This is a genomic window from Rhodocyclus gracilis (assembly GCF_009617575.1).
Lineage (GTDB): Bacteria > Pseudomonadota > Gammaproteobacteria > Burkholderiales > Rhodocyclaceae > Rhodocyclus > Rhodocyclus gracilis.
Genome location: NZ_WIXJ01000008.1, coordinates 1 through 21,532 on the forward strand (window position 1 = coordinate 1; position 21,532 = coordinate 21,532).

Genomic DNA, 21,532 nt, shown 5'->3' on the forward strand with positions numbered 1-21,532 from the left:
TCTTTTTGCTCCCGAACTCGCGTCCGGTCACCTCGACAAGCACCCACACCTATCAATTGTCTCGTTTTTAAAGAACTTTGAATTCAAGCACTTGCTTCGAATTCGTTCGCTGCGTCAGCAGCGAAGGAGCGAATTATACAGACATTTCAGAACGCGTCAAATACTTTTAACACCCACTGAAAACTTCTTGTTTTACGCGCTTTCGCCAACCGTGAAAACACTTTAAGCCATTGTTTTTATTGACTTACTGCGTTTGCCGTGCAACGAAGATGCGAATTATACAGAGCCAAATCGGCGCGTCAACGATTTTGGCGCCGTTTTTCAATAATTTCTCGACAATGGCAGGCAACCCACTGATTTCACGAAGAAGCCACGGTCACGCGCGCAAACCGGCGCTTGCCAACCTGCACCACATAGACGCCGGCACCTGGCAAGCTTGCTGCGCGATCCGCAAGCTTTTCGCCGTCGACACGCACGCCGCCCTGATCAATCATGCGCAGAGCCTCCGACGTGCTGGCGCACAGGCCAGCCTGTTTGAGTACCTGAGCAATCACCAAGGGGCCATCAGCCACGATCGAGACTTCCTCGATGTCATCTGGGACGGCGCCATGGCGGAAGCGCGCCTCGAAATCGGTCAGCGCGTCTTGCGCAGCCGCCTCACCATGGAAGCGCGCAACGATTTCCAGCGCCAAAGCCACCTTGGCATCGCGCGGATTCCGCCCGCCGGCGACTTCACGGCGCAAGATATCGATATCGCTGAGCGCGCGGAAAGAGAGCAACTCGTAATAACGCCACATCAGATCATCAGAGACCGACATCAGTTTGCCGAAAATCTCGCGCGACGCCTCGTTGATCCCCACATAATTGCCCAGCGACTTCGACATCTTGTTGACGCCATCCAGCCCGACGAGCAACGGCATCATGAGCACACACTGAGGCGCTTGCCCGAAATGCTTCTGCATTTCGCGCCCTACGAGCAGATTGAATTTCTGGTCAGTTCCGCCCAGCTCGACGTCCGCCCGCATTGCCACCGAGTCATAGCCCTGACAGAGCGGGTAGAGGAATTCATGGATCGCGATCGGCTGACCGGCCGCGTAGCGCTTCGAAAAATCGTCGCGCTCCAACATGCGAGCAACCGTATGCGTTGCAGCCAGCCGCATCATGCCGGCCGCACCGAGCGCCTCGATCCAGGTCGAGTTGAAGCAGATTTCGGTTTTGTCCCGGTCGAGAATCTTGAACACCTGCTCCTCGTAGGTACGGGCATTCTCAAGAATCTGCTCACGCGTCAGCGGCGGACGCGTGGCGTTCTTGCCGCTGGGGTCGCCGATCATGCCGGTGAAGTCACCGATCAGAAAGAGAATCTGATGGCCGAGATCCTGGAAGTGGCGCAATTTATTCAGCAGCACCGTGTGCCCCAAGTGCAGATCGGGCGCCGTCGGATCGAAGCCCGCCTTGATGCGCAAGGGGCGGCCACTCTTCAGCTTTTCGACGAGTTCCGCCTCCACCAGCAGCTCTTCGGCGCCGCGCTTGATCAAACTCAGGCTGCTCTCGACATCGATCATATAAACCTCGTTAGCGCCGCTGCCCCAATGCGGGCGGACGGCGTAGTTTGTTAGACTCCCGCGTGCCTTTTTGTACGCAGGAAGAACATGAATGACTCAGATACGGGCCGCAAAACAAGCCATTGCGAAGGATCGGCGATTCTAGCGCAATCCCATCCCGCGATCGACCGACTGGCACGCCTGCGCTGGCCATTGTCCATCGCCGGCGCCTGCTCGCTTTTGGGCATGGTGACGGCGTTCGCAATTGCGCCGAGCGACGACAAGCAGGCTATCGATCAGCGCACCGTCGTTGAAACGCTCAACAACCTGGCACCAAAACTCATCGCCAGCGAAGGCGCCGAATTCCTGCACGAAGACCGCATTCTGCGCGGCGACACCTTGTCCTCGCTTCTACTCCGTCTGGGCGTGGACGACCGCACCGCGTTTGACTTCCTGACTAACAATAGTGATGCGCACGTAATCGCCCGGCAACTGCGGCCTGGGAAATCGGTCTCCGCCCGCACCGGAGCCAATGGCGAACTGCGCGCGTTATATTTTCCGCTCAACGGCAAAGACGCGACGCTCATCGTCGAGCGCAACGGCGAGCACTTCTCGGCCCGCGAAGAAGCGATGGCCCTGCAAACGCAGACGCACTTCAAGTCCGGCGAAATCCGCTACTCGCTCTTCGGCGCCACCGATAGCGCCGGCATTCCCGACGCCATCGCCACGCAACTTGCCGACGTCTTCGGTGCCGACATCGATTTTCTGCGCGACCTGCGCAAGGGCGATCGTTTCTCGGTGGTCTACGAGATGCTCTATTACAAAGGGCAAGCGATCCGTAGCGGCCGCATCCTCGCGGCGGAGTTCGTCAATAATCAGAAGACTTACACCGCGTTCTGGTACGCCGCCGACAATTCGCATGGCGGCTACTACACACGCGACGGCCAGAATCTGCGCAAAGCGTTCTTACGCTCACCGCTCGAGTTTTCGCGTGTGACCTCCGGTTTTACCACCGCCCGCTTCCACCCCATCCTGCAAACATGGCGTGCTCACAAGGGCATCGACTATGGCGCACCAATCGGTACGCGCGTGCGCAGTGTCGCCGACGGTACCGTCGAATTCGCCGGACAGCAAAACGGCTACGGCAATCTCATTGTCGTTCGCCATGCGGGAGCGTACTCAAGTGCCTACGGTCACCTGAGCGGATTTGGCCCGGGAATACGCAAGGGAGCGCACGTCGCGCAAAGCGATACGCTCGGCTACGTCGGCATGACCGGCATGGCGACCGGCCCGCACCTGCACTATGAATTCCGTGTCAACGGCCAGCAGGTCAATCCGCTCGCCCTGAATCTGCCGGCCTCGCTGCCTCTCGAACCCACACAGATGGCAGCCTTCCGCCGCACCGTGCCGGCGCGTGCCGAACAACTCGGTCTAGCCAAACAGGTCACCGTCGCGGCCAGCGAATGAGTCGGCGGCAATCGGCAACAAAAAAGGCGACCAAGGTCGCCTTTTTTTTGCCGTCACCGGCCAAGCCCTTTCGCCAATCAGGCAGAGAAGGACGAGCCGCAGCCGCAGGTCGACGTCGCATTCGGATTACGAATCACGAACTGCGAACCCTCCAGTCCTTCGGTGTAATCGATCTCGGCGCCGACCAAATACTGGTAGCTCATCGGATCGATCAGCAGCGTGACGCCGTTCTTTTCCATCGCCGTATCGTCGTCGGCGGCCACTTCATCGAAGGTGAAGCCGTACTGGAAGCCAGAGCAACCGCCACCGGAAACAAACACGCGAAGCTTCAGATCGGCGTTGCCCTCTTCGAGGATCAGCTCCTTGACCTTGTTGGCGGCGCTGTCAGTAAAGACGAGCGGCGCCGGGATATCGACTGCTGCATTCATCGAAAAAACTCCTGATAGGCCCGACCGTGCCGGGCGTTAGCGGGCTGATCCTGCGGGATCAGTTAGTACTGCTGGCCAGTTTCAGTTCGACCGTCTTGGCGCTTGTCTGATGCACGAGTCGGCCCTGAACAACGGCCCCCTGCTGCATTTCCAGCTGATGATACTCGACATCGCCTGTGACCCGCGCATTGGGCTGAAGTTCCAACGACACCGCCGCGCAGACCGGGCCGATGACGGTGCCATTGATGACGATATGGCCGACCGTGATCTCACCTTCAACGCGCGCCTGCTCGCTGATCACCAGCGTTCCGGTCTCTTCCTTTTCGGCACGCACATTGCCGCGAATCTCGCCGTCCACGCGCAGGCCACCGCTGAACGTCACGTGCCCCTCAATGCGCGTACCCGCGCCGATCAGGCTATCGATCTTGTTTTGCGGTTTGCTGCCGTTTTTCACACTGAACATTTGACACCCCAACTAGAGGTTGACCGTCTGTCTTGCCCGCACCGCGCCGTCTTGCATCAAACGCGACTCCACGGACTTCACGAGCACTCCCGGCGGCACCGAGAAAACACCTTCAACACGCTGGAAGTGCTTGATTTCTATTTGAAATCGAGCGGCACCGCGCTCCGCCTCCGAAGGCACGGCGATGATAGCATCTTCATTCCCCTGGCGCACTTGCACGGCCAACTGCAAGGTGCCGCGAAATTCCTTCAATGGCTTGCCACCGTTATTGACGAGCAGCATGCGATAGCGGTACTGCCCAGGCACGGCATCCGGAGCGACGCTCATGCGATGGATGCGCACGCCTGGAACGGCGGACTCTTCCGAGGCCGGAATCAGCCCCTCGAAAAACGCCAGATCGTCCTTCAGTGCGCCATTTTCTGACTCCAGCGCCCGCACCTGCTGCGCCAATTGCTGCTGTGCCGCACGTTCCATCTGCAGGTTGCTGCCACCAGAACTCACGATGCTGCGCAAGGCGGCCGCCTCGGTTTCGAGGGCAGCCACATGCCCCTTGAGCGCATTCAGCTCGGCATCGGCCGCCGCGTTGAAATTTCCGGCCGAACGCCGCCCAGCGTCGAAACTGGCGAAGAGCAAGGCCCCCGTCAGCAAGAGTGCGATCACCCCGGCGAGCACGCGCCAGCGCCACTCGACATGCGTGCGGATCGCCAGACGCGGCGCGCCGATGCCAAAGCGCCGGCGAAAGCGCCGAAGTTTCAGGGTAGCACCGGGAGATGCCATAGACCTTCCGTTTCCGGCAAACCGAACATGATGTTCATATTCTGAACCGCCTGCCCCGCCGCACCCTTGACGAGATTGTCGATCACCGACAATACAACCACCGTATCAGCGCCCTGCGGACGATGCACGGCCAGCCGGCAGACGTTGGACGCACGGACGGAACGCGTCTCGGGATGCGCCCCCGGCGGCAGCACGTCAACGAAGGGCTCATCGGCGTATCGCTTTTCAAAGAGAGCCTGAATATCGCCTTCAGCGACCAAGCGCGCATAAAGCGTCGCATGAATGCCGCGGATGAGCGGCGTCAGATGCGGCACAAACGTCAACTCCACCGGACGCGGCGCCAACCGAGACAGACCTTGCCGGATTTCCGGCAAGTGGCGATGCCCGGCGACGCCGTAGGCTTTGAAGTTATCCGCCGCCTCGGAGAACAGGCTGGACGTTTCCGCCTTTCGCCCTGCGCCCGACACGCCGGACTTGGCATCGGCAATCAAATGCTCGAGATCGACGAGCCCCGATTCGACAAGCGGCGCAAGACCGAGCTGAACGGCCGTCGGATAACAGCCCGGATTCGCGACGAGTTGCGCGCCCACAATCGCCAGCCGATTGAGTTCGGGCAGACCATAGACAGCCTTCGCCAGCCACTCCGGCGCCGCGTGCGGCTGGCCGTACCATTTTGCCCACTCGCCGGTATCCTTCAGACGAAAATCCGCCGCCAGATCGATGACGCGCACACCTGCCGCCAACAGCGGCGGCGCCTGGTGCATCGCCACCCCGTTCGGGGTCGCGAAAAACACGACGTCACATCCGTCGAGAGGCGCATCGGACGGCTCAGAAAAACGCAACGTCACTCGCCGGCGCAGACTGGGGAACATGTCGGAAACCAAGGTTCCCGCCTCGCCACGCGAGGTAATCGCCGCCAATTCGACCTGCGGATGTTGTGCCAGGAGGCGCAGAAGCTCCACCCCTGTGTATCCGGTACCACCCACGACACCTGCCTTGATCATCGATTTCTCCTGAAACAGCGCCGTATCTTAATGCGCACACCCTATAAACACAAAAGCGCGCACGTTGCGTCGGCATTGCCGCGACACATGGCTCCCTTCGGCGCACCCCGCGAGCACGGAACGATCTTCTGCAACGCAAGACCGCGGCGTACAAACAATCGCTATGCCTACCCGATCACAGACGAAAAAAAACGGTCAGCGCCAAAGTGGCGATGACCGTTCTTCTCTCCAACTTCGCACCGCAAGCGCCGGCTTTGGAGCGGCGGCAGCGGATCGCTGAAAAATTAGCGCTTGGAGAACTGCTTGCGACGACGAGCTTTGTGCAAGCCCACTTTCTTACGTTCGACTTCACGCGCGTCACGCGTCACGAAGCCGGCCTTCGACAGAGCGGACTTCAGCGCAGCGTCGTACTGGATCAGCGCGCGGGTGATGCCGTGGCGCACCGCGCCGGCTTGACCGGACTCACCGCCGCCACCGACATTCACCTGAATGTCGAAGGTCGAGATGTGATCGACGAGCTCAAGCGGCTGGCGAACGATCATGCGGCCCGTGACGCGAGAGAAAAACTCGTCAACCGGCTTGCCATTAACAACGATGGCACCCGTTCCGCGACGCAGGAAAACACGAGCAACCGAGCTCTTGCGACGACCGGTCCCGTAGTAAAAATTTTCAGCCATGAGAACCCCTTAGATATCCAGAACTTTGGGCTGTTGAGCGGCATGCGGGTGCGAGTCGCCGACGTAGCACTTCATCTTCTTGAGCATGGCGTAACCAAGCGGGCCTTTGGGCAGCATGCCCTTGACCGCCTTCTCAAGAACGCGAGCGGGGAAACGCTGCTGCATCTTGGCGAAGCTGGTTTCGTAGATACCGCCCGGGAAGCCGGTGTGCCGGTAATACTTCTTGTCCTGAGCCTTGTTGCCCGTGACGCGGAGCTTTTCAACGTTGGTCACAACGATGAAATCACCGGTATCAACGTGGGGCGTGAATTCGGGCTTGTGCTTGCCACGCAAGCGACTAGCGATTTCAGTGGCCAGGCGCCCGAGCACCTTGTCGGTAGCGTCGACTACCAGCCACTCGCGCTTCACCTCGTGCGGCTTGGCGGAGAAAGTCTTCATTTGGAGCGCCGTCCTTTTATGCCTGATTGCAGAAAGCCGCGTAGTCTATTCGAGGACCATGGGCCGTGTCAATCAGATCACGCATAAAAGCGTGTAAAACCCGAAACATCGAGCCTCCACACCCGACGAAGCTCGTCTGTGGCCAGCACCGACGAGCGCTTGCAGGCAAAAAAAACGCGACTCAAACGAGTCGCGCTAAATCCACACCAAAGGAGGAGGGTGGAGGAGACAAAACAGCAAGCGCCAAAAAGTGCGACGCTGAGTTGGATCGAATTATCCTGCCAAACATTGCAAAGATCAAGCACCTTTGTGCATCGCGGAAGCGATTCCGTCCATCTCCCCGCCAAACCAGACAAGAAATGACAAACCTTACAGAACATAACCCTAGAAACGCCAAAAGGAAACGACTTCCTCAATTCGTAATTTCAACCATCCCGCCGCCCCTCGCTCGCCCCCCCAAATTTGCTGCGACGCACCAGAACACACAGGCACATCCGAACAACTCACCGCACGCTACAATTGCGAAAACAAAACCCGAGGGATGCCATATGGAATGCAGAGTCCGCTGGAGCGGCGAAGGGATGTCGTTCATTGCCGAGACCGGCAGCAAGCACGTACTGATGATGGATGGCGCCCCGGAAGCCGGAGGACGCAATCTCGCCCCGCGCCCTCTCGAAACCATGCTCGCTGGCGCTGGCGGCTGCACCGCCTTTGATGTCGTGCTGATCTTACAGAAAGGGCGACAAGCCGTCACAGGATGCGACGTTACGCTCTCAGCGGAACGCGCCGAAACCGACCCGAAGGTATTCACGCGCATTCACTTCCATTTCCGCGTCACGGGAAAAGGATTGCGCCCCGAGAGCGTCGCCCGAGCCATCGAACTGTCGCACGACAAGTATTGCTCTGCCTCGATCATGCTCGGCAAAACCGCCGCAATCACTCACGACTTCGAGATCATCGAAACCTGATTGCCGCCCATCCGGCGGCAGATCGACCGCCCCCCCTAGAGGCGATAGGCTGCACCTGTCATGACCTTGGCGGCGCTTCGCATGGCGGCTTTAACCGGCGAAGGCAACTCTCTGCCCCCCAAACCAACGGCCATGTGAGCATGGGCGATTTCGTCGGCACTCATCTGCGCGAGAATCGCGCGCGACCGTGCATCTTCTTCGGGCAGTTCCGCGAGATGGCGAGCCAGGTGAAGCTCAACCTGGCGCTCGGTTTCGGCGAGAAAACCCAAATTCCAGGCATCGCCCATCGCACCCGACAGCACTCCCATCGACAGCGCACCGAGGTAGAAAAGCGGGTTCAACACGCTCGTGCGGCCGCCGAGTTCCGACAAACGCCGCTCGGTCCAGGCCAAGTGTTCGACTTCCTCCCGCCCCGCCTTTTCGAGCGCGGCGCGCAAGGCCGGCTGCCGACTGGTGATGGCCTGCCCTTGATAAAGCGCCTGCGCACACACCTCGCCACAGTGGTTGACCCGCATCAACGCGGCCACATGCCGACGGTCGTCGTCCGACAGATCGACATCCGCCACGTCAGCACCGGGCATCGGGCGCGACAAGGGCGACGAGGCAAATACGGTCCGCAACGCGCGATCAAACTCGATGATGAAGCGATCGGCCAGCATCACACCTCCAAGCTAAAACGTTCGCCCAGCCCTCACCCCTTGCCGGGGAACTAGTGCGGGACGGAAGGATGCCCACCGGCGAGCAGCGCCTTACGCGCCTCATCCGCGTCTGCCACGGGATTACCGATGGGACAAAAATACTCGGTGAACAAGGCCGCATGCTGGCGATTCAGGCTGCTGTTCTGAATTTTCACCCACATATTCCCGCGCGCCTTTGACCACGCGCCATCGGCGCGGCCAAACGCATAGAGCCGACGCTCCGCCGTCTCGCACCGAATGCCCTCGTAGCTGACGTTCCGCACGCCCGACGCACTGGTAACGACCAAGGTGTAGCGAATGACGCCGTCAGCGCCGACGGAAATCGAGTCACCATCCACCTGAAAACGATTCGCCGAGCTGGCACTGACAAAAAATGCGATCAACGACGAATCTTTGGGCGGCGCCGGCAACTTGGCCTCGATTTCCTCCCAGACCTTCACGTCGTAGTCGTCATCGAAGTCCGCAGCCGGAGACAGCGAGGGGCACACAGCACAGCAGATGCTCAAGGAAGCCGACAAGAGGAACCCTGCTCTCCAGCGAGCAGGCCTGGCATTACTCATCAGACGCCCCCTCCACCTCGGGTTTTGCCACACGCGCTTCGACGGATGGGCGCGGGCGACGCTGGTCGGCGTCGAGGTAACGCGCAAGCTCGTTCAATGCCTGGGAATACACCCCGCGCTTGAACTCAATGACGGTATCGAGCGGGCCCCAGTAGTGCGTCCAACGCCACGCGTCAAACTCCGGGTGATCGCTCGCGCGCAGCGAGACATCAGTATCGCGCCCGACAAGGCGCAGCAGAAACCATATCTGCTTCTGGCCTTTGTAGCTGCCACGCCATTCGCGTCTGACCCACTGTGTCGGCACATTGTAGCGAAGCCAGTCTTTGGTTCGTCCGAGTATGCGCACATGCTCGGGGAGCAGGCCAACCTCCTCGTAGAGCTCACGAAGCATCGCCTGCTCGGGAGATTCACCGCGATTGATGCCGCCTTGCGGAAACTGCCACGAATGTTCGCGAATCCGTTTGCCCCAGAAAACCTCGTTCCTGGCATTGCACAGAATGATGCCGACGTTCGGGCGGTAGCCTTCACGATCAAGCATAGTAGACCTGCAATCTATTGGTTGGAAAACATTCTTTCACAATTCCAAGGACTTGAGAAGCTCGTGGCGAGAGCCGCGAACGCCTGCTTACCGGCAAAAACCGGGGCAAGATCGCATCGGCCCCGCACGTCCTGTAAAATTGACAAATTACCTTTCCGAATCGAACGCCATGCGCACCTCGCAATTTTTCATCTCCACACTCAAGGAAGCCCCTTCTGACGCGGAAGTCGTCAGCCATCGGCTGATGCTGCGCGCCGGCCTGATCCGCCGCATGGCGGGCGGCATTTATACGTGGATGCCGATGGGGCTGCGCGTGCTGCGCAAGGTCGAAGGCATCGTGCGCGAAGAAATGAACCGCGCCGGCGCGATCGAACTGTCAATGCCGGCAGTGCAGCCCGCCGAACTGTGGCAGGAATCGGGCCGCTGGGAGAAGTACGGCCCCGAACTGCTGCGCTTCAAGGACCGCCACCAGCGCGACTTCGTCATCGGCCCGACGCACGAGGAAGTGATCACCGACGTCGTCCGCCGCGAGGTGAAGAGCTACCGCCAGCTGCCGCTGCACTTCTATCAGGTGCAGATGAAGTTCCGCGACGAGATTCGTCCGCGCTTCGGCGTCATGCGCGGGCGCGAGTTCCTGATGAAGGACGGCTATTCCTTCCACACCAGCTTCGCCGACCTGCAGCGTGAGTACGAGAACATGTACGCCACCTACACGCGCATCTTCGAGCGTCTGGGGCTGGCCTTCCGCGCCGTCGCCGCCGACACCGGCTCGATCGGCGGCACCGGCTCGCACGAATTCCACGTCCTCGCCGATTCGGGCGAGGACGCGCTCGCCTACTGTCCGGCCTCGGGCTACGCCGCCAACGTCGAGCTCGCCGAGGCCGTCGTGCCGGCGACGCCGCGTCCGGCGCCCGTTGCCGCGCTCGCCAAGGTGGCGACGCCGGGCAAGGAGAAGTGCGAAGATGTCGCCGCCTTCCTCGGTCTGCCGCTGACGCAGACGGTAAAGGCCATCGCCGTCGTGCGCGCCGAGCCGCCGCAAGGCACGCCGGCATTCACCCTGCTGCTCCTGCGCGGCGATCACGAACTCAATGAAATCAAGGCGCAGAAGCAGATCGGCGAGTTCCGCTTTGCGCGCGAGGACGAAATCGTCGCCGCGCTCGGCAGCCAGCCCGGCTATCTCGGCCCGGTCGGCGCCAGCGAGGCGGTCTCGGTTGTCGTCGACCGCGCCGCCGCCTCGCTCGGCGACTTCGTCTGTGGCGCCAACGAGGCGGGCTACCACCTGACCGGCGTCAACTGGGGCCGCGACCTGTCCGACCCCGGCACCGGCGTCGACCTGCGCAACGTCGTCGCCGGCGACCTTTCGCCTGACGGCGCCGGCCCGCTCGAACTGTGCCGTGGCATCGAAGTCGGCCACATCTTCCAGCTGCGCACGCGCTACGCCGAAGCGCTGAAGTGCAACTTCCTCGACGAGAACGGCCAATCGCAGGCGATGGAAATGGGCTGCTACGGCATCGGCGTGTCGCGTATCGTCGCGGCGGCCATCGAGCAGAATCACGACGAGCGCGGCATCATTTTCCCGTCCAGCATCGCCCCCTTCCAGGTCGTCATCGTGCCGATGGGCTTCGCCAAGAGCGATGCCGTGCGCGAGGCAGCGACCGCCCTGCACGACGAACTCGCCGCTGCCGGCATCGACGTTCTGCTCGATGACCGCAACGAACGTCCGGGCGTCATGTTTGCCGATATGGAGCTGATCGGCATCCCGCACCGCGTCGTCGTCGGCGACCGTGGCCTGGGTGAAGGCAAGCTTGAGTACAAGGGACGACGCGACAGCGACGCGCAGATGGTGGCAGTAAGCGAGATGGCCGCCTTCATCAAGGCCAGGCTGTGCGCTGCCTGAGATACGCTGTGGCCGGTGCGCTGCTGGCACTGGCCACCTCGTACGCCTCGTCTGCGGCGTGGGCCGGCGCGCAGCAGTACGAAGCGCTGTCGGCCAGTGTGCAGAGTGCTTTGTCGCGCTCGCTCGCTGATCAGGCACCGTCAGGTACGGGGTTTCGCGATTCACTCGAATCGGTGGCCTGGCTCAGTGATATGTCGCAGCGTCTTGAGCGCAGTATTCCCGATCGCGACAGCCGCCTCGAATTCCTGCGCGCGGTGCATTACGAAGCGACGCGTGCCGGACTCGACCCGCAACTCGTCCTCGGCCTCATTCAGGTGGAAAGCGGCTTCCGCAAGTACGCTGTCTCGTCTGCCGGCGCCCGAGGCTTCATGCAGGTGATGCCGTTCTGGATACGACTGATCGGGCGCGAGGACGACAACCTCTTCCACCTGCGCACCAATCTGCGCTACGGCTGCACCATCCTGCGTCACTATCTCGATATCGAGCAGGGCGACCTCTACCGCGCGCTGGGCCGCTACAACGGCAGCCTCGGCCAGCCGGAATACCCGACGCTGGTGCGCGCTGCCTGGCAAAACCGCTGGGAGTATCCGCGCAGCCCGCTGGCCGGCGACACGGCAGGAGGAAGCGCCGACACCGGCGGCGCCCTGCGCAGCCGTATCGCCAGCCAAAGCCTGCCGACGCTGCGCTAAGCGCAGGCCGCCGCCCCCCGTTGCCGGCGACACGTCAGTCGACGCGCGTATCGAGTCCCTGTTCGGCAAGCTCGGCAGCACGCAGCACGGCGCGCGCCTTGTTCTGCGTTTCCTGCCACTCGGCGGCGGGATCGGAGTCGGCGACGATGCCGGCACCAGCCTGCACATGCATTTCGCCGTCCTTGATCAACGCCGTGCGGATGGCGATGGCCAGATCCATCTCGCCGTGGAAACCGAGGTAGCCGACCGCGCCGGCGTAAATCCCGCGCTTGACCGGCTCGAGTTCGTCGATGATCTCCATCGCGCGCACTTTCGGCGCGCCCGAGACAGTGCCGGCGGGGAACGCAGCCTTCAACACATCCAGCGCGTCGAGTCCCGGTCGCAGCTTACCTTCGACGTTGGAGACGATGTGCATCACGTGCGAGTAGCGCTCGATGGTCATTTTCTCGGTCAGACGCACCGAGCCGACGGCCGACACGCGCCCCGCGTCGTTGCGGCCCAGATCGAGCAACTGTACGTGTTCGGCGCGCTCTTTCTCGTCGGCCAGCAACTCCACCGCGAGCGCTTCGTCTTCCTCGTACGACGCGCCACGGCGACGCGTGCCGGCGATCGGCCGCAAGGTCACCTTGTCACCTTCGAGACGCACGAGAATCTCCGGCGAGGCGCCGACGACGTGAAAATCCTCGAAGTTGAAGTAGAACATGTAGGGCGAAGGGTTCAGCGAACGCAAGGAGCGATACAGCGCCAGCGGACTTGCCGCCAGCGGCTTGCTCATGCGCTGCGAGAGGACGACCTGCATGATGTCGCCCTCGGTGATGTAGCGTTTGGCCTTCTGCACCGCCTGCCGGAACTGCGCCTCGCCAAACACCGAGACTGCAGGCAGCGACGACTGCGGCGTTTCCGCAGGAATCTGCGCCGGCTCGCGCAGGCGGGCGAGCAACTCCTTCAGCCGCGACTGCGCCTTCTGCAAGGCACCGGGAACACCGGGTTCGGCATAGACGACGAGCGTGAGCTTGCCCGACAGGTTGTCGACGACGGCGATTTCCTCGGACAGCAGCAGGCCGATGTCGGGCGTACCGAGATCGCCGGGCTTCTGTGTGCGCGTCAGCCGCGTTTCGACGTAGCGCACGGTGTCGTAGCCGAAACAGCCGACGAGACCGCCGCAGAAGCGCGGCAGACCGGTTGAGGGTGCCGCCCGGAAGCGCTTGAGATACGCGCCGATGAAATCGAGCGGATTGGTGTCGTCTTCGCGTTCGGCAATGCGGTTGCCGGTCAGCACCAGCACCTGATGCCCGTGCACGACGATGCGCGTCGGGCTCGACAGGCCGATGATCGAGTAGCGCCCGAAGCGCTCACCGCCCTGCACCGATTCGAGCAGGTAGGTGTAAGGCCCATTGGCCAGCTTCAGGTAGATCGACAGCGGCGTGTCGAGATCGGCGAAGGTTTCGAGGGTTACCGGGATACGGTTATAGCCTTGCGCGGCCAGGGCGTTGAATTCGATGTCGTTCATGGTCATCTCGCAGAAACGTTGGCGTACTTCGTCAGGAAGGAAGCGACGGTGCAAGCACCGTCAGGGGCGGACGCTCAGCCCCGCCACGAACGCCAGCGGCACGGAGAAGCCAGGCTCTCGGCGCGCGCTGCACGTTTCTCCTTCACTTCGGCAACGTAGTCGTGCGACATGTGGACATTCAGGAAGGCCGGCCCCTTGGAACGGGCGGCGACAAGACAAGGGAAGCCGCATAGGAGGCGGCTTCGACGAGGTCCGATACTAGCGCATCGCATTCCGCGCTGTCCACCGGACGCCCCTCGTTATACCCATACGGCACACAAATCACCGGGCAGCCCGCCGCACGCGCTGCAGCGATGTCATTCGCCGAATCACCGACATGCAAATTGGCGGCCGGCTCACTGCCCATGGCGGCGCAGGCGTGCCAGAGCGGCTCGGGACGCGGTTTCTTGAACGGCAGCGTGTCGCCGCTGACGACCACGGCGAAATAGTCGGCGATCCCCATGCGCGCCAGCAGCGGCTCGGTGAACATCGCCGGCTTATTGGTCACGCAGGCAAGGGGGAAGCCCAGACGGCGCAATGCGTCGAGTCCATCGAGCACACCCGGATAGAGACGTGTCGAATGCCCGTTGGCCTCGGCGTAGTGAACACGGAACCGCTCGATGGCGCGCGCCACCAGCGCCGCATCGCTGGAGGCCGCGCCCAGACAGCGCTCCACCAGAACCGCCATCCCCTTGCCGACAAAGGCGTTGATCTCGGCCAGGCTGCGCGCTGGCAGGCTCAGATCGGCGAGCATGGCGTTGCTGGCGACAGCGAGATCGCCAACTGTATCGAGCAGCGTTCCGTCGAGATCGATGGTGAGCGAGCGGATGCGCATGGCGTTCAGGCGGTGGGTTGCGGAACGCTCGCCAGTTCGGCGCGCATGGCGGCAATCGTCGCCGCATAGTCTTTCGTGCCGTAGATGGCCGAACCAGCGACGAAAGCGTCGGCCCCGGCGCGCGCAATCGCCGCAATGTTGTCAACCTTGACGCCGCCGTCGATTTCCAGACGGATGCGCCGCCCGGTCTCGCGCGCATAGGCGTCGATTCGCGCACGAGCGGCGGCAAGCTTGGCCAGCGTGCCGGGGATGAACTTCTGGCCGCCGAAGCCCGGATTGACGCTCATCAGCAGGACGACATCGATCTTGTCCATCACGTAATCGAGATAGTCGAGCGGCGTCGCCGGGTTGAAGACCAGCCCGGCCTGACAGCCCTGCTCGCGAATCAGCGACAGCGAGCGGTCGATGTGTTCGGAGGCTTCCGGGTGAAAGGTGATGATGTTGGCGCCCGCCTTGGCGAAATCGGGAATGATCCGGTCGACCGGCTTGACCATCAGATGCACGTCAATCGGCGCCTCGGTCAGCGGGCGAATCGCCTCGCAGACCAGCGGGCCGATAGTCAGATTAGGGACGTAATGGTTATCCATGACGTCAAAGTGAATCCAGTCAGCACCGGCGGCGACGACGTTGACGACTTCCTCGCCCAGACGGGCAAAATTGGCAGAGAGCAGGCTCGGCGCGATGACGTACATGGCAGCCCCAAAAGAAAAAACCCGATCTTACTCGAAGCACCGGCAGCGGGCGATGACGACTCCGGCCGTACACCGGCCCAATGGTTCCAGCTACGGCGCAATTTGTCGCGCACCGCGCGCCGCGACAGAACCGCTCGCGGCACCGCGTGTCAGACGCAGGCTTGCCATTGATTACCCCGGCAGCGCGGCGATCCGCCCGCCTGCTCCACCTCCTCCGGACCCGCCATGGCCGAAAGCAAGAAATACGAATTCCTCGTCAGCGCCTTGCCTCAGTACATCAGCGCGCAGTCGGCGCCAGAGCACGACCGTTACGTGTTCGCCTACACAATCACCATCGAGAACGTCGGCACGGTCGCTGCGCAGCTCATTTCGCGCCACTGGGTCATCACCGACGGCAGCGGCCAGACACAGGAGGTACGCGGCCTTGGCGTGGTCGGCGTCCAGCCCTTGCTGCATCCGGGCGAAAAGTTCGAGTACACCTCCGGCTGCCAACTGACGACCGCTGTCGGCAGCATGCACGGCACCTACCAGATGGTCGCCGAGGACGGCGTGGCATTTCAGGCGCTGATCCCCGAATTCACGCTCGCCGCGCCGCGCGTACTGCATTGAAACCCGAGCTCCGCCCGACGATGCGCTCAGCAGCAGAAACGACGAAGCCCGCACGCAGCGGGCTTCGCGGATAACGGCGCGGACGATCCTGACGAACGGACGATCCTAGCTGCGATAGTCGGCGTTGATCTTGACGTAGTCGTACGAGAAATCGCAGGTGTAGATCTTCGCCGCCGCGACACCGCGCGCGAGGTCGACACGCACGGTGATCTCGCTCTCCTGCATCACGCGCGCGCCATCTTCCTCACGGTAACTGGCGGCACGCCCGCCGTTCTCGGCCACCAGCACCTTGTCGCCCGCCGCTTCCAGCCACACGCGCAACGTATCGACGTCGAGGTCGTCGATGCCGGCGTAACCAATCGCAGCGAGGATGCGCCCGAGGTTGGGGTCGGAGGCGAAGAACGCCGTTTTCACCAGCGGCGAGTGACCGATGGCGTAACCGACGCGGCGACATTCCTCGCGGTCGCGGCCGTTTTCGGCGATGACCGTGATGAACTTGGTCGCCCCTTCGCCGTCGCGGATGATCGCTTGCGCCAACTCGACCGCCACGCCGATCACCGCCTCGCGCAACTGTGCGTAGCCCGGGGCATCGGCAGAGTCGAACTCAGCGCCGGAGCGCCCGCTGGCGATGAGCATGAAAGAATCGTTGGTCGACGTATCGCCATCGACCGTAATGCAATTGAACGACTCGTCAGCCGCTTCGCGCACCAGACGACGCAGCAGCGGCGCAGCGATGGCGGCGTCGGTGGCCACGAAGCCGAGCATCGTTGCCATGTTCGGCTTGATCATGCCGGCGCCCTTGCTGACGCCGGTGATGGTCACGACATGACCGTTGATGGTGACGCGCCGCGACGCCGCCTTGGCGACGGTATCGGTGGTCATGATCGAGTGCGCGGCGGCGTGCCAGTGGTCAGCGTCCAGATCGCTGACACACGCGGGCAAGCCGGCAACCAGTCGTTCGGTCGGCAGCGGTTCGAGAATCACCCCCGTCGAAAAGGGCAGCACCTGACGCTCCTCGATCCCGAGCAGACGGGCGACGGCGGCACAGGTCTGCCAGGCAGCCTGAATGCCCGCTTCGCCCGTACCGGCGTTGGCGACACCGGTATTGATGACGAGCGCACGAATCTCGCCGCCAAGCTCAAGGTGCCGACGACAGAGTTGCACCGGTGCGGCGCAGAAGCGGTTCTGCGTGAAAACGCCTGCGACACGACAGCCGGGATCGAGCGCGACGAGCGTCAAGTCACGGCGCCCGACCTTGCGGATGCCGGCTTCGGCGACGCCGATGCGGACGCCCGCCACGGGAAAGAGTTGGTCAGGAGCAGGAGTTGCGTAATTCACAGACATGGGCGTTCCTTGCGAACGCGCGCGACCGCGAGGCCGGCGCCGATAACGTCGCACGCCGCCCGCAGGCGGCGCGTGGGCATCAGTTCAGTTTTCCGTGGCAATGCTTGAATTTTTTGCCGGAACCGCAGGGGCAGGGATCGTTGCGTCCAGCCTTCGGCGCTTGCGAGAGATCAACGACCGGCTCTGCCGCCAGTGCGGCAGGGGCTGCGGCTGCCTCGGCGAAGGCAGCAGGTGCCGGCTCGCTGGCGAGGTCCGCACCAATCTCGGCAACGGGAGCCTCTTCGACGCTTTCGGTGCGCACCTGAACGGTGATCAGCAAACGGGTCGTCTCGGCGCGTACGCGGTCAAGCAAGGCTTCGAATAGCTCGAAGGCTTCGCGCTTGTATTCCTGCTTCGGGTTCTTCTGCGCGTAACCGCGCAGGTGAATGCCTTGCCGCAGGTGGTCGAGCGCCGCAAGGTGTTCGCGCCACTGCGTATCGAGCGTCTGCAGCATGATGTTGCGCTCGAACTGGTGGAAGTTCGCGGCCCCGACGAGGTCCACCTTGGCGGTGTAGGCGGTGTCGACGGCCGCGATGATGCGCGAGAGGATCGCGTCGTCAGGAAGGTTCGGCTCAGCGGCGGCCCAAGCGGCAACCGGCAGTTCGAGTTGCAACTCGGCGGCCAGCGCTTTTTCGAGGCCCGGCAGATCCCATTGTTCTTCGACACTGTCCTCCGGCACATAGAGGCGGAAGGTGTCGGTGAGCACGCCGTGGCGCATGGCGGTGATGGTTTCGCTGATATCACCGCTTTCCAGCAATTCGTCGCGTTGCTGGTAGATGACCTTGCGCTGGTCGTTGGCAACGTCGTCGTATTCGAGCAACTGCTTGCGGATGTCGAAATTGCGCCCTTCGACTTTGCGCTGCGCTGATTCGAGCGAGCGCGACACCAGCGGGTGCTCGATCGGCTCGCCTTCCGGCATGCGCAGCTTGTCCATGATCGCCTTCAGGCGGTCGCCGGCAAAGATGCGCAGCAGCGGATCTTCGAGCGACAGGTAGAAGCGCGACGACCCCGTGTCGCCCTGACGACCGGAACGGCCACGCAACTGGTTGTCGATGCGGCGCGATTCGTGGCGTTCGGAGCCGATGATGTGCAGCCCGCCCGCCGACACGACCTGCTCGTGCACGCGCTGCCATTCGGCGCGCACAGCGGCGATCTTCTGTTCCTTGTCGGCATCACTGAGCGATTCGTCGGCACGCAGCGCCGCCAGTTCTTTTTCGATATTGCCGCCGAGGACGATGTCGGTACCGCGGCCCGCCATGTTGGTGGCGATGGTGATGACGCCAGGACGCCCCGCCTGCGCGACGATCTCGGCTTCATGCGCGTGCTGTTTGGCGTTGAGGACCTGGTGCGGCAGCTTTTCCTTGTCGAGCAAAGCAGAGAGCAGCTCGGAGTTTTCGATGGAGGTCGTGCCCACCAGCACCGGCTGGCCGCGCGCCACGCAACCACGGATATCGGCAACGATCGCCTGGTGTTTCTCGTCGGCGGTGCGGAAAATCTGGTCGTTGTGGTCGATGCGCTGCATCGGCATGTTGGTCGGAATGACGACCGTTTCCAGACCATATATCTGCTGGAATTCGTAAGCTTCGGTGTCGGCTGTACCGGTCATGCCGGAGAGCTTGCCGTACATGCGGAAGTAGTTCTGGAAGGTGATCGAAGCGAGCGTCTGGTTCTCGTTCTGAATGCGCACGCCTTCCTTGGCCTCGACCGCCTGATGCAGGCCGTCAGACCAGCGCCGTCCCGGCATCATGCGGCCGGTGAATTCGTCGACGATGATGACCTCGTTGTTCTGCACCACGTAGTGCTGGTCGCGCAGATAGAGCGTGTGCGCGCGCAGGGCGGCGTAGAGGTGGTGAATCAGCAGGATGTTGGCGGAGTCGTACAAGCTGCCGCCTTCGGGCAAAAGCCCCAGGCGGGCGAGAATCTCTTCGGCATGCTCGTGCCCGGCTTCGGACAGCAGAACCTGGTGCGCCTTCTCGTCGACCCAGTAGTCGCCCTCGCCTTCTTCGGTCTCGCAGCGCACGAGCATCGGCGCGACTTCATTCATGCGCACGTACAGCGCAGTGTGGTCTTCGGCTTGGCCCGAAATGATCAGCGGCGTGCGCGCCTCGTCGATGAGGATCGAGTCCACTTCGTCGACGATGGCAAAGCCCAGCGAGCGCTGCACACGCTCGGCGGCGGTAAACACCATGTTGTCGCGCAGGTAGTCAAAGCCGAATTCGTTGTTGGTGCCGTAGGTGATGTCGGCGGCGTAGGCGACCTGCTTCTCGTCGTGCGACATCTGCGACAGATTGACGCCGACCGTCAGCCCGAGGAAGCGATGCAGCCGCCCCATCCATTCCGCATCGCGGCTGGCGAGGTAGTCGTTGACGGTGACGATGTGCACCCCGGCGCCCGACAGGGCGTTGAGGTAGGCCGGCAGCGTCGCCATCAGCGTCTTGCCTTCACCGGTGCGCATTTCCGCGATCTTGCCGTCATGCAGCGTCATGCCGCCGATCATCTGCACGTCGAAGTGGCGCATGCCGAGAACGCGCTTACCCGCCTCGCGGACAACGGCAAAGGCTTCCGGCAGCAGCGCGTCGAGCGTCTCGCCGGCGGCGAAGCGCGCCTTGAACTCATCGGTTTTGGCGCGCAGCGCCTCGTCGGAGAGCGCGGCGACTGCCGGTTCGAGCGCATTGATCTTGCGCACGGTTTGCGCGTACTGCTTGACCAGCCGATCGTTGCGGCTGCCAAAAATCTTCTTGAAAAGGCCGGGAATCATTCTGAGAAGGGAAGAGGGCCGAAAGACGGGGATTCTAGCACGCACGCGACACGCGAGTCGGACGCGACTCTGCGGTGGCGTAGCCCTCTAGCGCGGCAGCAATTCCTTCGGCAGTTCGCCTTGCGCGGTTTGCAGATTCTGGCGCAGGAAACGCGCCGGGTTCTGCGGCACGCCCTTGAGACGCACCTCGAAATGCAGGTGCGGCCCGGTCGAGCGACCGGTGTTGCCGCTGGCGGCAATTTCCTGCCCGCGTTTGATCACCTGCCCCGGTTTGACGAGGATGCGCGACAGGTGTGCGTAGCGCGTCACGAAGTCGTTGCCGTGATCGATTTCGATCAGATTGCCGTACTGCGGGTGAAACTCGGCGGACGCGACGACGCCTCCGGCGGCGGCAATGACGCGTGTCCCCGGCTCGGCGATGAAGTCGATGCCTTCGTGCATCGCCTGCACGCCAGCGATCGGGTCGGTCCGCCACCCGAAGCCGGAGCCGATGGCGCTCGCACGAATCGGCAGATTGGTCGGCAGCAGGATGGTCTTGATGCGCTTGTCCATCAACTGCGACTCCAGCGCCGTCAGACTGTCGCTGCGCTGCTCGATGACGCTGGCGAGGCGATCGACTTCACGCTGCAATTCGTTCGCCGAGAGAGGCTGCGGCGGCGGCAGGATCAGGGGGCCGCCCTGCCCGCCCTTGCCCTTGGCGACGGGCAGATCGGACGCCTTGCCGGCAGACGCCGGCGCCTCGGCGCCCGACAGCACGGAAATGCGCTCACCGAGCGAATCGAGCCGCACCATCTGCGCCTGCATCTGACCGAGCTTGACGGCCATGGCGTTGAGATTGTCGCGCATGAAGGCCTCGTCCTTCTGCGCCTGCTGCTGCTGAACCGAGATGGCGAGTCGTTCCGCGAACGGCAGACGGAACTGCACCCCCACCCACGACAGCAACAAGGAGAAAGCGACCACGAGCGAGACGATTATTACCGCCACAAGGGCTAAAATGCGCGGCGTGACGACCACCGACTTGGCGGTCGCCAGATGATCGGAGACGAGAATAATATGCAAGGCAACTCTCCTTGAAGTCCTCGACGAGCCAGTCAATCGACAACTATCTTGCGGCTGGCGACGGTGCCGGCAGCCTGTTGGCGCACGCCAGATTGTTGCAAAAGCTGGCGCACATCTTCGCGGACATCGCCCCCGCGCACCTCGCGCAGGCGAGTACGGTCGCCAATTATCGCGCGGGGATGGTCGTCATTCACGCCGCCTCAGGGGCGGTTGCTACCAAGCTGCGCCAGTTGGCGCCAACACTCAGCCAGGAATTCGGCAAACGGGGCTGCGAGTGTATCGGCGTCATTGTCAAAGTTCAAACTGCTGAAATCCCGCGCCGGACAACGCCTCCGGCCGTACGTCCGCTGGCCAGCGGTGCGCGCCGCGAGATCGCCGGCCTGCGCGACCGCCTGCCGCCGTCACCGCTGCGTGACGCCCTGCACACCTTGCTCAGCCGCGCGGCCGACGAGTAGCCCGCCAGCGAAAGTGCTCAGCCAAGCGCTCTGGCAGTGCCGAGATC

General features: G+C 62.6%; 22 protein-coding genes. 6 read left to right on the forward strand and 16 right to left on the reverse strand.

What is annotated here, in order from left to right; translation table 11 throughout:
• Positions 1–359 precede the first annotated feature (359 nt).
• A complete protein-coding gene (gene tyrS, locus GHK24_RS10765) occupies positions 360–1,562 on the reverse strand; it encodes a tyrosine--tRNA ligase (protein ID WP_153472893.1) in 1,203 nt (400 codons plus the stop codon).
• An 87-nt stretch (positions 1,563–1,649) separates the two neighbouring features.
• Here tyrS and GHK24_RS10770 point away from each other — a divergent pair, with 87 nt between their 5' ends.
• Entirely contained in the window at positions 1,650–3,008 is a 1,359-nt protein-coding gene (locus tag GHK24_RS10770) for a M23 family metallopeptidase (protein ID WP_153472894.1), read from the forward strand.
• A 77-nt stretch (positions 3,009–3,085) separates the two neighbouring features.
• Here GHK24_RS10770 and erpA read toward each other — a convergent pair whose 3' ends face one another.
• The 6 genes from erpA to rplM form a co-directional block, all read right to left on the reverse strand.
• Positions 3,086–3,436, reverse strand: a complete 351-nt coding sequence (gene erpA / locus GHK24_RS10775; RefSeq protein WP_153472895.1) for an iron-sulfur cluster insertion protein ErpA — start codon at positions 3,434–3,436, stop codon at positions 3,086–3,088.
• Between the two features lie 58 nt (positions 3,437–3,494).
• Positions 3,495–3,899 carry a bactofilin family protein gene (locus tag GHK24_RS10780; protein WP_153472896.1) on the reverse strand — a complete coding sequence of 135 codons (405 nt, stop codon included), beginning with the start codon at positions 3,897–3,899 and terminating at the stop codon, positions 3,495–3,497.
• Positions 3,900–3,911: 12 nt separating this feature from the next.
• On the reverse strand, positions 3,912–4,676 hold the full coding sequence (locus tag GHK24_RS10785) for a DUF6776 family protein (RefSeq protein WP_153472897.1): 765 nt from the start codon (positions 4,674–4,676) through the stop codon (positions 3,912–3,914).
• Positions 4,652–5,680, reverse strand: coding sequence for an N-acetyl-gamma-glutamyl-phosphate reductase (gene argC, locus GHK24_RS10790; protein ID WP_153472898.1), 1,029 nt, complete (start codon positions 5,678–5,680; stop codon positions 4,652–4,654). Before argC ends, GHK24_RS10785 begins: the two co-directional genes overlap by 25 nt.
• A 284-nt stretch (positions 5,681–5,964) precedes the next feature.
• Positions 5,965–6,357, reverse strand: a complete 393-nt coding sequence (gene rpsI / locus GHK24_RS10795; protein ID WP_153472899.1) for a 30S ribosomal protein S9 — start codon at positions 6,355–6,357, stop codon at positions 5,965–5,967.
• Between the two features lie 9 nt (positions 6,358–6,366).
• Positions 6,367–6,795: a 50S ribosomal protein L13 gene (gene rplM / locus GHK24_RS10800; protein ID WP_153472900.1), complete on the reverse strand. Its 429-nt coding sequence runs from the start codon at positions 6,793–6,795 to the stop codon at positions 6,367–6,369.
• Positions 6,796–7,343: 548 nt separating this feature from the next.
• On the opposite strand from rplM, the gene GHK24_RS10805 reads away from it, so the two are divergent.
• Positions 7,344–7,763, forward strand: a complete 420-nt coding sequence (locus GHK24_RS10805; RefSeq protein WP_153472901.1) for an OsmC family protein — start codon at positions 7,344–7,346, stop codon at positions 7,761–7,763.
• Between the two features lie 35 nt (positions 7,764–7,798).
• Here the strand turns inward: GHK24_RS10805 and coq7 are convergent, their stop codons facing one another.
• Genes coq7 through GHK24_RS10820 form a run of 3 tightly spaced genes read right to left on the reverse strand, consistent with a single transcriptional unit; the run spans position 7,799 to position 9,559 of the window.
• On the reverse strand, positions 7,799–8,419 hold the full coding sequence (coq7, locus tag GHK24_RS10810; RefSeq protein ID WP_153472958.1) for a 2-polyprenyl-3-methyl-6-methoxy-1,4-benzoquinone monooxygenase: 621 nt from the start codon (positions 8,417–8,419) through the stop codon (positions 7,799–7,801).
• 53 nt (positions 8,420–8,472) lie between these two features.
• Positions 8,473–9,021 (reverse strand): CNP1-like family protein, encoded by a 549-nt coding sequence (locus tag GHK24_RS10815; protein WP_153472902.1) that lies wholly within the window; start codon positions 9,019–9,021, stop codon positions 8,473–8,475.
• Entirely contained in the window at positions 9,014–9,559 is a 546-nt protein-coding gene (locus GHK24_RS10820) for an RNA pyrophosphohydrolase (RefSeq protein WP_153472903.1), read from the reverse strand. Before GHK24_RS10820 ends, GHK24_RS10815 begins: the two co-directional genes overlap by 8 nt.
• A gap of 169 nt (positions 9,560–9,728) precedes the next feature.
• Between GHK24_RS10820 and GHK24_RS10825 the strand changes: the two genes are divergently transcribed.
• Together GHK24_RS10825 and GHK24_RS10830 are read left to right on the forward strand one after the other, a co-directional pair.
• Positions 9,729–11,456 carry a proline--tRNA ligase gene (locus tag GHK24_RS10825; RefSeq protein ID WP_153472904.1) on the forward strand — a complete coding sequence of 576 codons (1,728 nt, stop codon included), beginning with the start codon at positions 9,729–9,731 and terminating at the stop codon, positions 11,454–11,456.
• 8 nt (positions 11,457–11,464) lie between these two features.
• The gene (locus tag GHK24_RS10830) at positions 11,465–12,145 is read left to right on the forward strand and encodes a lytic transglycosylase domain-containing protein (protein WP_340666171.1); all 681 of its coding nucleotides are present in this window, start codon (positions 11,465–11,467) and stop codon (positions 12,143–12,145) included.
• Between the two features lie 34 nt (positions 12,146–12,179).
• Here the strand turns inward: GHK24_RS10830 and trpE are convergent, their stop codons facing one another.
• From trpE to rpe, 3 genes are all read right to left on the reverse strand, one after another.
• Entirely contained in the window at positions 12,180–13,655 is a 1,476-nt protein-coding gene (trpE, locus tag GHK24_RS10835) for an anthranilate synthase component I (RefSeq protein WP_153472905.1), read from the reverse strand.
• 178 nt (positions 13,656–13,833) lie between these two features.
• On the reverse strand, positions 13,834–14,529 hold the full coding sequence (locus GHK24_RS10840; protein ID WP_153472906.1) for a phosphoglycolate phosphatase: 696 nt from the start codon (positions 14,527–14,529) through the stop codon (positions 13,834–13,836).
• 5 nt (positions 14,530–14,534) lie between these two features.
• Complete coding sequence (rpe, locus tag GHK24_RS10845) at positions 14,535–15,221, reverse strand: ribulose-phosphate 3-epimerase (protein WP_153472907.1); 687 nt, start codon at positions 15,219–15,221, stop codon at positions 14,535–14,537.
• 225 nt (positions 15,222–15,446) lie between these two features.
• Between rpe and apaG the strand changes: the two genes are divergently transcribed.
• Positions 15,447–15,830 (forward strand): Co2+/Mg2+ efflux protein ApaG, encoded by a 384-nt coding sequence (gene apaG / locus GHK24_RS10850; RefSeq protein WP_153472908.1) that lies wholly within the window; start codon positions 15,447–15,449, stop codon positions 15,828–15,830.
• A gap of 105 nt (positions 15,831–15,935) precedes the next feature.
• Here the strand turns inward: apaG and argJ are convergent, their stop codons facing one another.
• The 3 genes from argJ to GHK24_RS10865 all read right to left on the reverse strand — a co-directional run bounded on the left by argJ (position 15,936) and on the right by GHK24_RS10865 (position 21,030).
• Complete coding sequence (argJ, locus tag GHK24_RS10855; protein WP_153472909.1) at positions 15,936–17,174, reverse strand: bifunctional glutamate N-acetyltransferase/amino-acid acetyltransferase ArgJ; 1,239 nt, start codon at positions 17,172–17,174, stop codon at positions 15,936–15,938.
• A 79-nt stretch (positions 17,175–17,253) separates the two neighbouring features.
• On the reverse strand, positions 17,254–19,971 hold the full coding sequence (gene secA / locus GHK24_RS10860; protein WP_153472910.1) for a preprotein translocase subunit SecA: 2,718 nt from the start codon (positions 19,969–19,971) through the stop codon (positions 17,254–17,256).
• A gap of 87 nt (positions 19,972–20,058) precedes the next feature.
• Positions 20,059–21,030: a M23 family metallopeptidase gene (locus GHK24_RS10865; protein WP_153472911.1), complete on the reverse strand. Its 972-nt coding sequence runs from the start codon at positions 21,028–21,030 to the stop codon at positions 20,059–20,061.
• 11 nt (positions 21,031–21,041) lie between these two features.
• Here GHK24_RS10865 and GHK24_RS10870 point away from each other — a divergent pair, with 11 nt between their 5' ends.
• Positions 21,042–21,485, forward strand: a complete 444-nt coding sequence (locus GHK24_RS10870) for a DciA family protein (protein ID WP_153472912.1) — start codon at positions 21,042–21,044, stop codon at positions 21,483–21,485.
• The last annotated feature ends 47 nt before the right edge of the window (positions 21,486–21,532 follow it).

Excerpts from the sequence above, each read along its gene's own strand:
- tyrS (WP_153472893.1), bottom strand. The coding sequence starts at position 1,562 with ATGATCGATGTCGAGAGCAGCCTGAGTTTGATCAAGCGCGGCGCCGAA.
- GHK24_RS10770 (WP_153472894.1), top strand. The coding sequence starts at position 1,650 with ATGAATGACTCAGATACGGGCCGCAAAACAAGCCATTGCGAAGGATCG.
- erpA (WP_153472895.1), bottom strand. The coding sequence starts at position 3,436 with ATGAATGCAGCAGTCGATATCCCGGCGCCGCTCGTCTTTACTGACAGC.
- GHK24_RS10780 (WP_153472896.1), bottom strand. The coding sequence starts at position 3,899 with ATGTTCAGTGTGAAAAACGGCAGCAAACCGCAAAACAAGATCGATAGC.
- GHK24_RS10785 (WP_153472897.1), bottom strand. The coding sequence starts at position 4,676 with ATGGCATCTCCCGGTGCTACCCTGAAACTTCGGCGCTTTCGCCGGCGC.
- argC (WP_153472898.1), bottom strand. The coding sequence starts at position 5,680 with ATGATCAAGGCAGGTGTCGTGGGTGGTACCGGATACACAGGGGTGGAG.
- rpsI (WP_153472899.1), bottom strand. The coding sequence starts at position 6,357 with ATGGCTGAAAATTTTTACTACGGGACCGGTCGTCGCAAGAGCTCGGTT.
- rplM (WP_153472900.1), bottom strand. The coding sequence starts at position 6,795 with ATGAAGACTTTCTCCGCCAAGCCGCACGAGGTGAAGCGCGAGTGGCTG.
- GHK24_RS10805 (WP_153472901.1), top strand. The coding sequence starts at position 7,344 with ATGGAATGCAGAGTCCGCTGGAGCGGCGAAGGGATGTCGTTCATTGCC.
- GHK24_RS10815 (WP_153472902.1), bottom strand. The coding sequence starts at position 9,021 with ATGAGTAATGCCAGGCCTGCTCGCTGGAGAGCAGGGTTCCTCTTGTCG.
- GHK24_RS10820 (WP_153472903.1), bottom strand. The coding sequence starts at position 9,559 with ATGCTTGATCGTGAAGGCTACCGCCCGAACGTCGGCATCATTCTGTGC.
- GHK24_RS10825 (WP_153472904.1), top strand. The coding sequence starts at position 9,729 with ATGCGCACCTCGCAATTTTTCATCTCCACACTCAAGGAAGCCCCTTCT.
- trpE (WP_153472905.1), bottom strand. The coding sequence starts at position 13,655 with ATGAACGACATCGAATTCAACGCCCTGGCCGCGCAAGGCTATAACCGT.
- GHK24_RS10840 (WP_153472906.1), bottom strand. The coding sequence starts at position 14,529 with ATGCGCATCCGCTCGCTCACCATCGATCTCGACGGAACGCTGCTCGAT.
- rpe (WP_153472907.1), bottom strand. The coding sequence starts at position 15,221 with ATGTACGTCATCGCGCCGAGCCTGCTCTCTGCCAATTTTGCCCGTCTG.
- apaG (WP_153472908.1), top strand. The coding sequence starts at position 15,447 with ATGGCCGAAAGCAAGAAATACGAATTCCTCGTCAGCGCCTTGCCTCAG.
- argJ (WP_153472909.1), bottom strand. The coding sequence starts at position 17,174 with ATGTCTGTGAATTACGCAACTCCTGCTCCTGACCAACTCTTTCCCGTG.
- secA (WP_153472910.1), bottom strand. The coding sequence starts at position 19,971 with ATGATTCCCGGCCTTTTCAAGAAGATTTTTGGCAGCCGCAACGATCGG.